Here is a 16182-nt window from a genome sequence, read left to right as displayed (position 1 = left end):
CGGTTGAGCAGCTCGATCTGCATCGAGGACCAGAACGACTCCATCATCGCGTTGTCCAGGCCGTCCCCGACGGTGCCGAACGACGGCAGGAGGCCGGCGGAGCGGATCCGTTCCCCGAAGACCCAGGAGGTGAACTGGGTGCCGTGATCGGCGTGAACGATCCCGCCCGGCTCGGGGCGGCGGTTGCGGATGGCCATGTCCAGCGCGTTGACTACGAGGGTGGAGTCCTGCCGTGAGTCGATGGACCAGCCCACGATCCTGCGGCTGAACGCATCCAGGACCGCCGCGCAGTACACCCACCCTTCCCTGGTGCGGTGCTGCGTGATGTCGGTGACCCACAGCTCGTCGGGACGCAACCGATGGAACTTGCGATTGACCAGGTCCTCGGCGGTGACGATGCCACGCAGCCGCTTGATGCGCACCGGTCCGGGCAGGCCGTGGATCCCGGCCTGTGCCATCAGCACCGACACGGTCCTGGAGCAGACCCGGATGCCCATGCCCAGGGTGAGCTCGGCGTGGATGCGGCGGTAGCCGTAGGTGCCGCGGGAAGCGACGTGAACCTCTCGGATCAGCCCGGTCAGCCAGTCCCGCCGTAGCTGCCGTGGAGTGGTCGGTGTGCGCTTGTGCTTGTAGTAGTTCTGCCGGGCGACGCCAAGGATCCGGCAGCACCTGTTGACCGGTGCCCCGGCATCGACGAGTCGGTCGATCACCGGGTAGAGCCTTTTGGGGCCGGCTTGTCCTCGCCGAGGAACTTCGCCGTCTGCCGGACGATCGCCAGCTCGGTTTCCAGCTCATGGATCCGCCGGCGAGCGGCCCGCAACTCAGCAGACTCGCTCGACGGCGTTCCCGGTCGCCGCCCGTTGTCGATGTCGTCTTGCCGCAACCACTTCGACAACGTGACGGGATGGATGCCGAGCTCCACCGCTGTCTGTTTGGCCTGCTTGCCGGCGCGGATCAGCGCGATGGCGCGCGCCCGTAACTCCGGAGGATAGGGACGAGGCATGACTGCCAGCCTTCCGTGAAGGGCTGTCAGTTAGCCACCAGAACTGGAACCTCAGAGGTGGGGCAGGTCAAGATGTCACCCGATCGTGCAGCAGACCCGTCCGAGAGGTCGGCTATCGCGACCCGAATGCCGGGAAGGAGACCTTCGGCGAGTACGTCAACCGCTGGTATGCGGCACAGGAGTTGGCCGCTTCGACTATGCAGAACTACAAGCGGCACATCGAGGAGCACCTCCTTCCTGTCTTCGAGGACAAGGCCATCGCCGATATCCAGCCCACGGACGTCGGAGCCTGGGAGAAGAAGGAGCGGAAGCTCTACGCCGCGTCTAGCGTGAAGACCTGGCACGGCACGCTGCACCTCATCCTCGCCGACGCCGTGGATGAAGGACTTCGCGACTCCAACCCGGCAGCCAAGCGGCGCGGCCGAGGCAAGCGTGCCGGACGCTCCCGGAACCGCGGCCCCGAGAAGGTGGTGACCGACGCTCTCGGAATCCTGCTGACAGCCGAGCGCGCTTCGCTGCTGTCTGGCCGTGACGACGAATTCGTAGCCGTGGTCCTGAAGGGCTACACCGGCATGCGATGGGGCGAAATCGTCGGCCTAGAGCGCAAGTTCGTCCGCCCCGCCTCAGTGCGGGTGGAGTGGCAGCTCTACGAACTTGACTCGGGGAAGTTCGAGCGCTGCCCGCCCAAGGACGACTCCTACCGGACCATCGACACGCCGAAGTGGCTGTCCGGCTTGGTCGCAAGCCATATCGCCCGGACCGAGTCGGCACCCTGCCCGTGCCACGAGCACACCTACGTGTTCCGTGGTCACGGTCCCGCCAACGGCACTGCCCGGTACGTCGGCGCAAAGCTGGTCGACGTCGCCCGCCGCGCCGACGTCTCCGCGGCAACGGTCTCGAACGTGCTGAACCGGCCGGACACGGTCGCGGAGCGAACGCGAATCAGGGTGGAGACAGCCATCGCGGAACTCGGCTACGTCCGTGCGGGCCAGTCGGGGGAGACGGCCGCGCACTGGCGCCGTACCGGTTTCGCGACCTGGCTGTTCCATCCGGCCACGACGGGGTGGTACCCGAAGAAGGCCCCGCAGGAGGCGCGCCCCGTACCCGTGATGGCGCACCCTTGGCCAGGGGTGCCGGCGCGGGGCCGGAATGCCTCGGGCCGTGCCGACGCGTGCTGGCTGCCGATCGCACGAGGCCTCACTCCGCACGGACTCAGGCACTCCCACAAGACAGTCATGGAGGAGCTCAGGACCCCGCCCAAGCTCATGGACGAACGGATGGGGCACGAGGATGGCTCCGTGCAGGCCCGCTACTCGCACATCACGGCGCGGATGAGGCACCGGCTCATGGACGAACTGACCGAGCAGTGGGAGGACGCGTTGGTGGCACGGTCTGCCATGCACCCGCGGTCACCGGTGCGCGCGCTCGATGGGCTGCTGAGAGCGCGTCAGGGGTGACATTCGGGGAGTCGATTCCTTGATCCACTCCCCAGGGACCCTGTGGAACCAGTCAGGGCCGGATTCCCGTGAAGGGAAACCGGCCCTGACCTGGTGTTTCAGCTGTCGTGGGCAGGGCAGCCAGTCATCGACGGTTGTTGGCGGTCGGCTGCGGTCGTGGTATTTGCTGCTTCCACTCGTCCACCGTCCACCCTCGGTAGTTCGGCTTCAAAGGTCGGCACCCAGCGTGCGCTGCCACGCAGGCATTGGGAAGGGCGCATGGCCGGCGGAACGAGAGCTCCATGCGCACGCGAGTTGGTACAGCAAGCAGGCCGCACGTGCACGCTTTCCAACTGTGGTGGTGGGGTGTCGGGGTGCGTGCGGGGGCGTTCACCTGCATTCATGGGCGGATGGGCGGTGTGTTGGAGTGGGCTTGCGGTCTCGTCTGAACATCCGCGAACGGTGGTGAATGAGACGGAAACTGAGACGGTGGCGGCCGACCGATCGCCTGCTCCTGCCCAGGTGAGCGCTCAAGATGGCTCGCTACCGCGGTCTCGGCTTCGGCACGGGTTGGGGACGATTGGTGACCTGCCCTCGGATTCAGACTGGCTTCATCTCAGCGCGGATAGTGCCGTCGTCCGGCAGTACGAGCACCGCTCGTCCGGCATGCCAGTCGCGGGAGACGAGATAGAAATGAGTTGGCGTTTTCGCAAGGGCGACGAAGCCCTTGTAGCGGAAGCGGTAGGGGCCACTTCCACTGCCTTGGTCTTTTACGGTGATCCCCGGAATGCTGTGGGCGATCCTCGCCCCCGAATAGATTAAAACATATGGGTAGGCCTTGAAACCGTTATTCGCGTCGATGCCAGCATCAGCCTTGCCCTTATACGCCGCGTAGCGGGTCGCAAATGTAAACAAGGCGGCCGCCATCAGCCCGGCCAGCAGTACCTCAGCGGTGAACCATACCCGCCGGCCGGTCGGTGCGCGCTTGTCTGGGTTACCCCAGTCTCCGGGACTCAGTCGAAGTCCGTACAGCCACAGTCCCGATCCCAGAGCTACAACAAGTGGTGCCCACACCCAACGGGAATTCCCCGCCGAGTCCAGACGCGACGTTCCCACCGCCAAGTCCGAGAACGCCGAGGAGAATAACAGCAAGACAGCCATGCTGGGGTACATGAACCATCTGGCGACCACACGGCGCCTTGTCACATTCCGGGGGCCTGACAGTGCATGGGTGATCAGGAGCAGCACCATCGCCAGGCCTAGGCCAGTCAGGAAAAGGAACAGCACTGGAAAAAAAATCGCCCGCGGACTGCTGGCCAAGTAGCTCTGTACGGAGAACTGGAGGTCGCGCGGCGGCACCCCGAAGAAGGAGTAGTACGCATCCGTGTACGTGCTGCCGAAGAAATAGAGCAACCCGATGACGAGGGTTCCCGGCGCGAGGATGGATGCCGCCTTGTCGAGGAAGGACATCCACCGTGGGGGGCCTGGCTGAGGCTGACTTTTCACTCGCGGTACACGCACGCGCGGGCTCCGACACTCCGGCGGGCGCCGCCGGCCGCCGCCCTGGGAATCGGGCATGACCACAATGTGACCAGCCACGCTCCCAGGCAAACGCCGAGTCACTCCATCTGGCTGGCAGGGACTCGGCACTCAAAGCGACCGCCCACAGGGTTGTGCCCGCGTTTCTGTTGTGTGCCAGCTGGATGCCGTAGCGGGCAATGGGCACCCCAAGGTCGGGTGCCTGCACCGAAAACCGCTTTAGGAGCGAGGTGGGGCGACTGCTCCTCCGACCTGCGAACTGTCCACATGGGTGGATCGAGGGGCAGTCACCCGCCGGCCACTGCCGTTCCCCGTGGCTCCCCGCTAGATCTGGCACGGGTGTGGCACGGGACCTTCTGATCCGTAGCTCTACAGAGATCGGTCATCAGGGGTCATACAGGCTGCCGGACGGACGGTGAGGGGTACCGACGGCTATGGTCGGTTGCCGTAGTTGCTGTACTTCGCTGCTGTACTGCAACCGAGGCACGCGGGCAGACCCCGAGGAGCCTGCCCCCGCCCGTCACTTGCCCTTCGGCTTGTGCTTGGTCGGGTCAACTGCGAACGCCAGGGCGTCCCCATCCTTGCCGTCCGCGCCTACATGGGAGCCGGCCCGTGGGTGACGACAGCGCTCAGACGCCCGCCGGGCCGCGAACTCACGCCAACCCAGCAAACCGTCAACCGCGCGCTGTCCGCGGCACGGGCACCGGCCGAGCGCGGCGTCGCACGACTGAAGTCCTGGCAGATCTTCCGCAGATCCCGGTGCAGCCCGAATCGAATGTCGTCGATCTCTGCCGCCGTCCTCACTCTGGAGCGGCAGCGCTGAAAAACCTCAGTGGGTGCCATCTGAGTCTTTATGGGAGACGGTGCGGGGCTTTACCGGCGGCGGGCCGGCACAACCCCGCCTGCGCGGCCTTCAGGGGCCCCTTGAAGCGCTCGTATTCCGGCGGGCGGGGATGAAGTGGAAAGATTCTAGCCATGCTGGCGTTCATTTCAAGCCATCCATATAGGCTCAAAGTTCAAAATTTTGGCTATTACGCACCAAATATGCGGTGACGAACAGTGCTACGCGGGTTGCCGGGCAGGACGCTTGATGTTTAACTGCCGTGACGAGAATTAAGGTGGAGGATATGCTTAGAGGCAAGCTGAAGAGTCTGTTGGTAGCTAGTGCCATGATTGCCGGGGCCCTAGTGGTGGTGGGTGCACCCAGCGCGAGCGCCGCTACATCCGGCTGCATCGATCTCGGCTTTAGCCCGCTAAACACCTCCACCTCCACGGGATATTTTGACTCAAGGGCGACTCTCCGGACTCACCCATATGCCACCTGTGGCTCAATGGGAACATATCCGGCTGGAACCAATTTTGATGTCTGGTGTTACAACATTAACCAGCATGGAAATAAATGGTTCTACGTGCGAATTGCCGGTACTGAAATCAAGGGTTGGCTGTATGAGGGCCCTGCTGTGCTTTGGGGTCTGGGCACTACCAGGGAATGTCCGTTCCCTGCCTGAAGTATGCCTGCTAATTTAGCGCTCACATGTTCCGTGCAGCCATTCACCAATGGCTAACACGGTGGGGCGGATCAGATTCGATGGCGGTACCTGGAACCTGAGCGTTCAGCTCGTGGGCGCGTCGCCATTGGGTGCGTCGGATGAGCATCGGAGCCCTCTGGGGCCGTTGCTAACCGCAGTATGAGCGGCGCTTTCGCAACTCGCGTCTTGGGCAATAATACTTGTGACGTTTTCTGTAAAGGTGACCATTCGTGCGACTAAGAAGTCGAATTTCATCCATTTTGGCAGCCGGTGCAATTCTTGGCGCAACCCTCGTAGGGTTTAGTGCACCTAGCGCTAGTGCTGCGGGCGTTTGCGATCTCCCCAACCTTCCCGCGAATAATTCCAACGGCGTTGGCCATTTTTTCGATAAAGCCACCCTTAGAGCTCAACCGTACTCTGACTGTGGTTCTATGGGTACCTATTCGGTGCGCACAAAGTTCGACGTATGGTGCTGGAAGATAAACGCGTATGGAAATCCCTGGGTCTATGTCCGCATAGCTGGCACTGAACTAAAGGGATGGCTCTACACCGGCCACTTCGTTCTGGACTCCGGATCAGTCAAAGACTGCCCCATCTAGCCTCGTCAACTCTGGTGAAGCGGCTTCTACCATCGGCTGACGTCGAGCTTCGCTCTCTTCCTGCACCCACCACCCAGCCCAGCTCCCATCCCGTCCGCCGTCGACCCACATACCGTGGAGCGGGCGTGGTCCATGGCGTCCAGGTGGAGCGCGCCACTGTACGAACGACCTGGACGCCATGGGCCGCGTCTGCTCGGCTTCGCCTGGGTCGACGGCGGACGGGATGGGAGCTCCCCGCGCGCGCCACTAGGGACCCGCGGGCGGAAACGGCGCCCCCTCCATCCCGGTGTCGGCCGATCCCCCGCCGGAGGCATTGCCTTGACGGTGGCCTGGGTGCGGGATCGGCGGGCCGTTCGAACGCCTGCGCATCTGGCAGCGTCGGACCGTATGCCGCCGCCACCACGATCCGGCCTCTTTCGGTAACACAAAGCTTTTTTGACCTGCACCGTTGGGGATCACATTCGCCCCCGTGCCCGTGTTGGAATTTGGCCGCTGCGTGCGGCGACGGGCGGGCGGCGACGTGCGCCGGTGGCGAAGACATGGAGGCGGCGCGGCGGCGACCGACCGGCGCCGCCGCGCTTGGCGCGGCCCTCGGACTGATCCGACCCCCTGTGGGCTACCGGGTGGAAAGGGGTGCGCGTGTGGCCCCTGAAAACGTGGGCGTTGGGGTCTAGCTGTTGTTGATCTTTTCCATCCCTGAGGCCGGATCGTGGTGGCGGTGGTGTGCGGGCCGGAGCGGCCGTTGATGCGCTTGGGCGTGGTCTGCAGCCCGTAGATCGACAAGCGTCGTCGGCCGCCGGTCGAGCGAGCGCAGCGAGCCTTGATGAAGTAGGGAAGGTCTCCGGTCCGGATCCCTCGGCTCGGTACTCATCGAGCAGGCTGAAGAGGAGCTTGATCGCAGGTACACCTGCTGCCTCGGCGTCACGCTCGATCTCGACTGACCATAACGGCGCTGTGCTTCGCCCGCACCGAGGAGATCCGGGCGCTCACCTGGGACCACGTCTTCCTGAAAGGCCGACCGGATGTCGATCCGCTGCGAACCGCACATCGCCGTTTGGCGATCGGTCCGGAAGAGTGGAGACACCAAGACACGGAAGTCTCGGCGCACTCCGTCGAAGCCCTCGGGCGGCAGTTCGAAGACCAGGGATGGGATCGGCTCGCCGCCGACTGAGGAGTGAGAGCGCGTCAAGGGTGACGTTCGGGGAGTCGTTTTCTTGATCCACTCCCCATTCACTCCCCGAGGACCCTGCGGAACGAGTCAGGGCCGGTTTCCCGTGAAGGGAAACCGGCCCTGACCTGGTGTTTCAGCTGTCGGGGTGGCGGGATTTGAACCCACGACCTCTTCGTCCCGAACGAAGCGCGCTGCCAAGCTGCGCTACACCCCGATGTCGCTGCTTCTCGCGGCGACGACGTTTACTTTAGCCCACTGGTGGCCGGAGACGAAATCCGGTTTAGACGCGGCGGCGGACCGGGGTCGGGCGGGTGTGGTCCAGGGCGACCAGGAGGACTGCCAGGGCATACATAGCGAGGCCTATGAGGAGGGCGTTCGCCAGGGTGCTGCGGTAGCCGTGGGCTTCGGCGTCCAGGAAGGGGTAGAGGTAGCGGGCCGGGGCGGACGGGGGGAGGAAGGCCGCTCGGGCGAGGGAGAAGATCAGGTAGGCCAAGGGGTAGAGGAGCCAGCTCGCCGCCTGGCGCAGGTGCAGGCGGGCGGCCGGGGTGAGGAGGAGCCAGTCCAGGACGGCCGCCAGGGGGACCACTGTGTGGAGGAGCTGGAGGGCTGCCCACTGGGCGTGCCAGCGTGCGGGGGGTGCGGTCGCATCCGTCATCGAGAACGGGGGTGTGGTGTGTGCCAGGAGCAGGTGGTAGACCAGCGCGGTGATCACGGCGTAGAGGAGCATGGCGCCTGTCACGGACGAGGGCAGGGGGCGGCGCGCCCGCCAGGCCCTGGAGGCCGACAGGAGCATGACCACGGTCAGCAGGATGTTGGTCTGGATGCTGAAGTAGCTCAGGGTCCGGGCGGGGGTACCCAGGAGGAGTTCCAGGCCGACGCCGACCGCTGCCGCGAAGGCGATCGCGAGGCGGAACAGCGCCACCAGAGGGCGGCGGGTCGGTGCCACCACCGCGGTGGCCGGGACCGGTGCGGGCAGCAGAAGGGGTGGGCCCGGGACCGCGGGCAGGTCCGGGATGTCCCTGGGTATCGGGGCGATCATGCCCTCACGCTAAGCATGGAGGATGAAAGGGGCCATTTGGGGCAGTCCGGGTGGGTTAATGCCTTGGGTCTGAGGGCGGCGGGCGTGTCACTGCCTCAGGTCCCGAGAGTGGCGGGCGGGGCAATGTCTAGGGCCGCCGAGAGTGGCAGGGGGCAATGTCTCGGGCCCCGAATGCTGCTTCCCCTGGACAGCCCCGGCCGACCCCGCCGGCCCCGCAGCCCCGGCAACCTCCGCAGCCCCGTCCTCCCCTACTCCCGCCCCACCAACGTCAGCAGCGTCGCCTCCGGAGGGCAGGCGAAGCGGACGGGGGTGTAGCGGTTCGTGCCGCAGCCTGCCGAGACGTGGAGGTAGGACGTACGGCCCTCCGACGTGTGCGTGGAGAGGCCCTTCACGCGGTCCGTGTCCAGGTCGCAGTTGGTGACAAGGGCGCCGTAGAAGGGGATGCACAGCTGGCCGCCGTGGGTGTGGCCGGCCAGGATCAGGGGATAGTCGTCCGCCGTGAAGGAGTCCAGGACGCGCAGGTACGGGGCGTGGACGACACCCATCGAGAAGTCGTACGTACCGGAGGGTCCGCCGGCCACCTGGGCGTAGCGGTCGCGCTTGATGTGGGGGTCGTCCAGGCCGGTCAGCTCGATCGAGATGCCCTCGATCTTCAGGACGCCCCGCGTGTTCGTCAGGTTCAGCCAGCCCGCCGAGTCGAAGCCGTCCCTGAGGTCCTCCCAGGGGTTGTGGACCACGCCCACGGCCGGAGCATTGCCGTTCAGGCCGTGGCGGCCGCTGGTCTTCTCCAGCAAGTAGCGGGCGGGGTTGCGGGGTTTGGGGCCGTAGTAGTCGTTGGAGCCGAAGACGTACGCGCCCGGGAACTCCATCAGCGGGCCGAGCGCGTCGAGGACCTCGGGGATGCCCTCGGAGTCCGAGAGGTTGTCGCCCGTGTTGATCACGAAGTCCGGGCGCAGGCCCGCCAGTGAGTGCAGCCAGCGCTGCTTCTTGCGCTGTCCGCCGACCATGTGGATGTCGGAGACCTGGAGCAGGCGCAGCGGGCGCATCCCCGGCGGGAGAACCGGGACCGTCACTCGTCGGAGGCGGAAGGAGCGGGCCTCGAAGCCCGCCGCGTAGGCCAGTCCGGCGGCGCCTGCCGCCATGATTCCCAGGGGTACTCCGTATCGCGCGCGCATACGACCATCGTGTCAGACCCCACCTTCACGCCGAGACCGGCCGCCGGGAAGCCGGAGATCGGCCCTCGCAGGGAAGCCGGAGATCGGCCGTCGCCGGGTGGCCTGAGATCGACCGTCGCCTGGTGACCCGAATCTGCCGTCGCCACGTACCCCGAGTCCTGCCGTCGCCACGTCTCCCGCGACCGGCCGCCGCGTAAATGGGCGGGCGCCCCCGGTGTCGTACCTGCGACAATCGACCCCATGACCACCACGCTCAAGTCGAAGCTGCAGGACGACCTCAACGCTGCGATCAAGGAGCGCGACGAGCTCCGCTCCTCGACGCTCCGGCTGACGCTCACCGCGATCACCAAGGAGGAGGTCGCGGGCACGGAGAAGCGAGAGCTCTCCGACGACGAGGTCCTCAAGGTGATCACCAAGGAGGCCAAGAAGCGCCGCGAGGCGGCCGAGGCCTTCGCGCAGGGCGGCCGGGCCGAGCAGGCCGAGCGGGAGCGGGCGGAGGGCGAACTCCTCGCCACGTACCTGCCCAAGCAGCTGTCCGACGACGAGCTGAACGCGATCGTCGCTCAGGCCGTCGAGGAGGCGAAGGCGGCCGGAGCCGAGGGGCCGCGGGCCATGGGCGCCGTGATGAAGATCGTGAACCCGAAGGTGGCCGGCCTGGCCGAGGGCGGCCGCGTCGCCGCCGTGGTGAAGAAGCTCCTTCAGGGCTGAGCCCCTGAGCCCCTTCAGGGCTGAGCCCCTGAGCCCCGGAGCCCCTTCAGGGCTGAGCCCCGAGACCTCTGGGACGACCGCGGGGCCGCACCCCCATCAGGGTGCGGCCCCGCTGCCATGCCGGGAGCCGGGAGGATCCCGCCGGGTCTAGCCCAGCAGGCCCCCGTTTCCGTTCCCGTTGTTCCCGCCGTTGGCCTGGCCCTGGATGAAGTTGCCGGGGAGGGAGAACGTCGGCGTCGGGAAGGTGCCGCCGGTGGTGTCGCCCGTGGTGCCCGCGGTCGTGCCACCGTCAGTGAGGCCGCCGATCAGTCCCCCGATCACGCCGCCCGTGTTGTCCCCGTTCTTCCCCCCGTTGTTCCCCCCTCGGCCTTTTCCCTCGTCATCACCCCGGTCGTCGGGGATGTCGACCAGGTTGAACTCCGGGGCGTCCTTGCCCGCCAGGGCACCGGCCATGGCGTCCTTCCAGATCGGGCCCGGGACCTGACCACCGAAGACGAGGTCGCGGTAGACACCGCCGATGGTGATCCGGGTCATCTTCACGTTCTGCTTGGCGCTGCCGACCCAGACCGCGCCGGCCATGTTGGGCGTGTATCCGACGAACCAGGCGTTCTTGCGCTCGTCGGTCGTACCCGTCTTGCCCGCGCTCTCACGGTCGGTCAGGCCTGCCTGCTGGCCGGTACCGGAGTCGACCACGCCGCGCAGCAGCGTGTTGACGGTGTCGGCGGTCTTTTCGGTCATCGCGCGCGAGCAGGTCGACTTGGGCACATCGAGCGACTTCTGCTCGTTGCCGATCTTCTGGGTGATCGACTCGATGGAGACCGGGGTGCAGTACATGCCCCGCGCGGCGAAGGTGGCGTACGCGTTCGCCATGGTCAGCGGGGAGAGGCCGATCGAACCGAGAGCGATGGAGGGGGTCTCCGGAAGCTTCGAGCCGTCGCCCTGCACCACATGCAGCGCGTCGGTCATCTTCACCACCGGGCACAGACCGATGTCGGAGATCAGCTGCACGAAGTAGGTGTTGATGGACTTCGCCATCGCCTCCTTCATGCGGTACGGGCCGTGCTCCGACGTGTTCTCGTTCTCGACGGTCTCGCCCTTGGTGTTGACGTAGGGGTTGCTGCTGCACCGCTGGACCGGGCTCGGGTAGTTCATCTTGTACGGCGACGAGTACGCCTGTGTCGCCGGTTTGCCGCCCTCGATCGCGGCTGCGGCCACGAACGGCTTGAACGTCGAACCGGTCGGGAAGCCGTAGTTGGAGCCGCCCAGGTCCCGGTTGACCGAGAAGTTGTACTCGGTCTCGTCCTTGCCGTAGCCGAAGGGCTTCGACTGGCCCATCGCCAGGACCTTGCCGGTGCCGGGCTCGACCAGGGTGGCGGCCGCGGCGACACTGTCGGACTTGTAGACGTGGTCCTTCAGGGAGGCCTGGACGGACTCCTGGGCCTGCGGGTCCATGGTCGTGCGGATGGTCAGGCCGCCGCGGTTCCAGAGCTTGGCGCGGTCCTCGCGGGTCTTGCCGAAGGTCGGGTCGGTGAGGAAGACGTTCTCGACGTACTTGCAGAAGAACGCGGCACCCTTGCTGGCGGTGATGCAGCCGTTCTTCGGCCGGCTGACGTGCAGTCCGAGCGGCTTCTCCTTCGCCGCGTCGGCCTCCGCCTGGGAGATGTCGCCGACCTCGGCCATGCGCCGCAGGACGGTGTTGCGGCGCTTTGTGGCCTCGGCCTCGTCGTTCACCGGGTCGTAGCGACTCGGGGACTGGACGATGCCGGCCAGCATTGCCGATTCCTGCAGGTTCAGGTCCTTGGCGTGCTTGGAGAAGTAGCGCTGGGCCGCGGCCTCGACGCCGTAGGCCTGTTCGCCGAAGAACGTGATGTTCAGGTAGTTCTCGAGGATCTTCTTCTTGCCGAGCTTCTCCTCGATCTGGATCGCGTACTTCAGCTCGCGGACCTTGCGGCCGAGGGTCTGCTGGGTGGCCTCGGCGACCTTCGTCGGGTCGTCGCCGGCCTCCTCGATGAAGTAGTTCTTCACCAACTGCTGGGTGAGCGTGGAGGCGCCCTGGGCGACCCCGCCGCTCTGCGCATTCTTGTTGAGCGCGCGCAGCAGGCCCTTGAGGTCGATCGCGCCGTGCTTGTAGAAGCGGGAGTCCTCGATCGCGACGATCGCCTTCTGCATGTACGGCGAGATGTCCTTGAGGTCCACCACCGTACGGTCGCGGGAGTAGACGGTCGCGAGCTGGTTGCCCTTGCTGTCCAGTATGGTCGTGCGCTGGCTGAGCTGGGGGCTCTTGAGGTTGGCCGGGATCTCGTCGAAGCCCTTGACCGAGCCCTTGGCCGCGAGTCCGAGCGCGCCGGCAGCAGGCAGCGCGATACCGGCCATCACGGCTCCCGCGAGCACACTGACACCGAGGAACTTGGCGGCCTGCTGCGTTGCCGACAGGCCACCGCCCGAGCGCTTCTTTGGCATGGGGGCAGCCTAATCCGTACTGATGAGCGTTCCGATGGAGCGACCGCTTCCCGGGAGGTTCGGGTGCCGGATCGTGATGTCCCGGATGTCCGCCCCGGGCGCATCAGGGCAGGCCGGAGGGGTGCCGTCGCATCGCGGCGCGCAGAGCAGGACGCCTACCTTCTCATTTGCCGGACACGCGCGCAGGCCTTGGCCTAAGCTGCTCTCAACTGTCACAGCAGTGCGGCCACGTATCAATACGTCCGGCGACCCCGAATCGTTCCGGAAGTACCCCGACTTTTTGGTGGGGGCGTGTCCGAATCCGCCTCGTGTGTCACCTGGCGCCCGTTGTGGCGCACCACGGCTGTCCCGGTTTGCCGGAATGATCACGCATGTCGTCAGCTCACTCCCGCGGGTGATCTGCCGCTTACCCATAGTCCGTTCGGGCCATTCAAGATTGGGCCCGAAGGGGGTGTTGCGCTGTGCCCGCCTTCCGTAACGTCCTCAACTGGCGGCGGTGAATATGCCGCTGCCGCCGTGGGGGAGCCTCGATTCGGGAGAGGACGGCGCCGGTATGGGCTGGGTAACCGACTGGAGTGCGCAGGCTGCCTGCCGCACTACCGATCCGGATGAACTGTTCGTTCAGGGAGCAGCGCAGAACAGGGCCAAGGCGGTGTGTACCGGATGCCCGGTTCGCACTGAATGTCTGGCTGACGCGCTGGACAACCGCGTGGAGTTCGGCGTGTGGGGAGGCATGACGGAGCGGGAGCGCCGCGCACTGCTGCGCAGGCGGCCCACCGTGACGTCCTGGCGCCGGCTGCTGGAAACCGCCCGCTCGGAGTACGAGCGCGGCACGGGCATCGTGCCCCTCGACAGCGACGAGGTGTACGAGAACTACGCGGCGGTGAGCTGAGGGCAACGCCCTCGGCCTGGCCCCAGGGCCACTCCGACCGGCCATGAACCATGGGAAGCACCGGTCCGGCGTGTGTCGTGGGCAACACCCGGAAGTGGCACCCCGTCGGCGAGACGTCGGCGACACCACGGGACACAGCTCAGTCAGGCGTGCGTCCGTACGCCGCCCGGCGACGACGGCTGTGCCTTCCGGGGCGAGTGCTACGGCAGCTCCGTTCTTCCTGCCGCGAGCCGGTCCCCGATGTCGCGCAGGCCCGTGAGGTCGTGCACGTCACCGGGCAGCGCGGGTACCTCGACCACCGCCACCTCGGGGTGGCGGGCGGTGAAGCGGTCACGCGTGCGCTGCTCGCGCGAGAGCAACTGCATGCGCTCGGCGTGCAACCTCAACAGACTTGCGGCCAGCTGGTCGACGGACCGCTCCGTGTCCGCGCCCGGAGAGCTGTCGTCCGGGGAGCCGTCGTCCGCGGCGGGGGAGCCGTCGTCCGGAGCCGGTGTTGCGGAAGCAGGAGATTCTGAACTGTCGTACGTGTCGGGAGAGTTACGAAGTCCAGCTTTCCCGCCCCCCTGATCGACAATGCGGGGCTCCTCAAGATTTTCCGCGGCGGCGAGCGCCCGCTCGGCCGACAGGCGGCCGGCGCCGCTGCCGTGGACCCGGTTGAGCACCAGACCCACCAGCGGCATGTCCTCGGCGGCCAGCCGCTCCACGAAGTACGCGGCCTCGCGCAGCGCGTCCCGCTCCGGGGCTGCCACCACGAGGAACGCCGTACCGGGCGCCTGGAGCAGCTTGAACGTGGCGTCCGCGCGCGTTCGGAAACCACCGAAGGTGGTGTCCATCGCGGCCACGAACGTCTGTACGTCCTTCAGCAGCTGGCCGCCCAACAGCTTGCCCAGCGTGCCGGTCATCATCGACATGCCGACGTTGAGGAACGCCATTCCCGCGCGGCCGCCGAGCTTCGCCGGAGCCGTCAGCAGGCGGATCAGGCGGCCGTCCAGGAAGGAGCCGAGCCGCTTGGGCGCGTCCAGGAAGTCCAGCGCGGAACGGGACGGCGGGGTGTCCACCACGATCAGGTCCCACTCGTCCCGGGCCCGCAGCTGCCCCAGCTTCTCCATCGCCATGTACTCCTGCGTGCCCGCGAAGCCCGCCGAGAGCGACTGGTAGAAGGGGTTCGCCAGGATCGCGGCCGCCCGCTCGGGGTCCGCGTGCGCCTCGACGACCTCGTCGAACGTACGCTTCATGTCGAGCATCATGGCGTGCAGTTCGCCGCCCGCCCGTCGCCCGCCACCGCCCTCGACCGCATCGCCGCTCGATTCCCCTCCCTGATCCTCGGTGCCCTTCACCCGCCGGGGCACGTTGTCGAGGGAGTCGATGCCCATCGACTGGGCGAGCCGCCTGGCCGGGTCGATGGTGAGCACGACCACCTTGCGGCCCCGCTCGGCGGCCCTGAGCCCGAGCGCGGCCGCGGTCGTCGTCTTGCCGACCCCGCCCGAGCCGCAGCAGACCACGATCCGGGTCTTCGGGTCGTCCAGCAGCGAGTCGATGTCGAGCACGCGCGCGGGGGAGAGGTGCGGGCGGGCGGCGTCCTGCGCCTCGGCCGGGTCCGGACTCATGACAACCCCTGTTTCCGCAGCTCGGTGGCGAGTTCGTACAGCCCCGCGAGGTCCATGCCCTCGGCGAGCAGCGGCAGTTCGTGCAGCGGCAGGCCCAGCTCGCCGAGGACCGCGCGCTGCTCCTGCTCCAGCGCGTACCGCTCCGCGTACTCCGCGGCCTGCTCCAGCAGCGGGTCCACCAGCCGCTCGGCGTTCCCGCCCCGCCGTGCCCCGCCGAGCCCCGCGGCCGACAGGGCCTGCGCAACGGAAGAACGTGTCACGGTCCGTACGAGTTCCAGGTCGGTGGCGTCCAGCACCTGGGGCCGGACCATGTTCACGATGACCCTGCCGACCGGCAGCCGGGCCGCCCGGAGTTCGGCGATGCCGTCGGCGGTCTCCTGGACCGGCATCTCCTCCAGCAGCGTCACCAGGTGCACCGCCGTCTCCGGCGACTTCAGCACCCGCATCACCGCCTGCGCCTGATTGTGTATCGGGCCGATCTTCGCGAGCCCGGCGACTTCGTCGTTGACGTTGAGGAAACGCGTGATGCGGCCGGTCGGCGGGGCGTCCATGACGACGTAGTCGTAGGCGAACCGCCCGGACTTGTCCTTGCGGCGGACCGCCTCGCACGCCTTGCCGGTCAGGAGGACGTCCCTGAGGCCCGGCGCGACGGTGGTGGCGAAATCGATCGCGCCGAGCTTCTTCAGGGCCCGGCCGGCGCCGCCGAGTTTGTAGAACATCTGGAGATAGTCCAGAAGGGCCAGTTCGGGATCGATCGCGAGGGCGTACACCTCCCCGCCGCCCGGAGCGACCGCGATCTTCCGCTCCTCGTAGGGCAACGCCTCTGTCTCGAAGAGCTGTGCGATGCCCTGCCGGCCCTCGACCTCCACGAGAAGCGTCCGCTTCCCCTCGGTCGCGAGGGCCAGCGCGATTGCGGCGGCGACCGTCGTCTTTCCGGTCCCGCCCTTGCCGCTGACGACCTGGAGCCTGCTCACGCCTTCGAGACTAACGAGTCCGGCCGACGGCCACGCGGGAGGCTGTGGAT

The 16182-nt window shown here is 66.9% G+C and carries 8 protein-coding genes, 1 tRNA gene and 4 pseudogenes; 5 read left to right on the top strand and 8 right to left on the bottom strand.

All coding sequences use genetic code 11. The features are described from left to right. Positions 1-1003: pseudogene (locus tag ABZ471_RS10535) on the bottom strand (IS3 family transposase); the annotation flags it as partial. 113 nt (positions 1004-1116) lie between these two features. Between ABZ471_RS10535 and ABZ471_RS10530 the strand changes: the two are divergent. Beyond that, positions 1117-2460 (top strand): annotated as a pseudogene (locus ABZ471_RS10530) (LacI family DNA-binding transcriptional regulator); the annotation flags it as partial. 579 nt (positions 2461-3039) lie between these two features. Here ABZ471_RS10530 and ABZ471_RS10525 read toward each other — a convergent pair. Beyond that, the gene (locus tag ABZ471_RS10525; protein ID WP_359064584.1) at positions 3040-3909 is read right to left on the bottom strand and encodes a hypothetical protein; all 870 of its coding nucleotides are present in this window, start codon (positions 3907-3909) and stop codon (positions 3040-3042) included. A gap of 625 nt (positions 3910-4534) precedes the next feature. On the opposite strand from ABZ471_RS10525, the pseudogene ABZ471_RS10520 reads away from it, so the two are divergent. Next, a pseudogene (locus ABZ471_RS10520) lies at positions 4535-4801 on the top strand (transposase family protein); the annotation flags it as partial. Positions 4802-7067: 2266 nt separating this feature from the next. Beyond that, positions 7068-7271 (top strand): annotated as a pseudogene (locus ABZ471_RS10515) (site-specific integrase); the annotation flags it as partial. Between the two features lie 146 nt (positions 7272-7417). Here the strand turns inward: ABZ471_RS10515 and ABZ471_RS10510 are convergent. The 3 genes from ABZ471_RS10510 to ABZ471_RS10500 all read right to left on the bottom strand — a co-directional run bounded on the left by ABZ471_RS10510 (position 7418) and on the right by ABZ471_RS10500 (position 9491). Continuing rightward, a tRNA-Pro gene (locus ABZ471_RS10510) sits at positions 7418-7491 on the bottom strand. A 66-nt stretch (positions 7492-7557) separates the two neighbouring features. Further along, positions 7558-8316, bottom strand: a complete 759-nt coding sequence (locus ABZ471_RS10505) for a Pr6Pr family membrane protein (RefSeq protein WP_359064581.1) — start codon at positions 8314-8316, stop codon at positions 7558-7560. Between the two features lie 248 nt (positions 8317-8564). Next, positions 8565-9491 carry a metallophosphoesterase gene (locus ABZ471_RS10500; protein ID WP_359064579.1) on the bottom strand — a complete coding sequence of 309 codons (927 nt, stop codon included), beginning with the start codon at positions 9489-9491 and terminating at the stop codon, positions 8565-8567. 240 nt (positions 9492-9731) lie between these two features. Here ABZ471_RS10500 and ABZ471_RS10495 point away from each other — a divergent pair, with 240 nt between their 5' ends. Next, entirely contained in the window at positions 9732-10199 is a 468-nt protein-coding gene (locus tag ABZ471_RS10495; protein ID WP_359064577.1) for a GatB/YqeY domain-containing protein, read from the top strand. Positions 10200-10346: 147 nt separating this feature from the next. Here the strand turns inward: ABZ471_RS10495 and ABZ471_RS10490 are convergent, their stop codons facing one another. Beyond that, complete coding sequence (locus ABZ471_RS10490) at positions 10347-12659, bottom strand: transglycosylase domain-containing protein (protein ID WP_359064575.1); 2313 nt, start codon at positions 12657-12659, stop codon at positions 10347-10349. Positions 12660-13212: 553 nt separating this feature from the next. On the opposite strand from ABZ471_RS10490, the gene wblA reads away from it, so the two are divergent. After that, positions 13213-13551 carry a transcriptional regulator WblA gene (gene wblA / locus ABZ471_RS10485; protein WP_132856581.1) on the top strand — a complete coding sequence of 113 codons (339 nt, stop codon included), beginning with the start codon at positions 13213-13215 and terminating at the stop codon, positions 13549-13551. Positions 13552-13751: 200 nt separating this feature from the next. On the opposite strand, the gene ABZ471_RS10480 is transcribed toward wblA, so the two are convergent. Both ABZ471_RS10480 and ABZ471_RS10475 read right to left on the bottom strand, forming a co-directional pair. Then, on the bottom strand, positions 13752-15158 hold the full coding sequence (locus tag ABZ471_RS10480) for an ArsA family ATPase (RefSeq protein ID WP_359064573.1): 1407 nt from the start codon (positions 15156-15158) through the stop codon (positions 13752-13754). Beyond that, positions 15155-16132, bottom strand: a complete 978-nt coding sequence (locus tag ABZ471_RS10475; RefSeq protein WP_359064571.1) for an ArsA-related P-loop ATPase — start codon at positions 16130-16132, stop codon at positions 15155-15157. Before ABZ471_RS10475 ends, ABZ471_RS10480 begins: the two co-directional genes overlap by 4 nt. Positions 16133-16182 lie beyond the last annotated feature (50 nt).

It is taken from the genome of Streptomyces sp. NPDC005728 (assembly GCF_040630895.1).
Taxonomy (GTDB): Bacteria; Actinomycetota; Actinomycetes; order Streptomycetales; family Streptomycetaceae; genus Streptomyces.
Note: the sequence above shows the minus strand (reverse complement) of the source record. Positions and strands in the feature narration are given on the sequence as shown.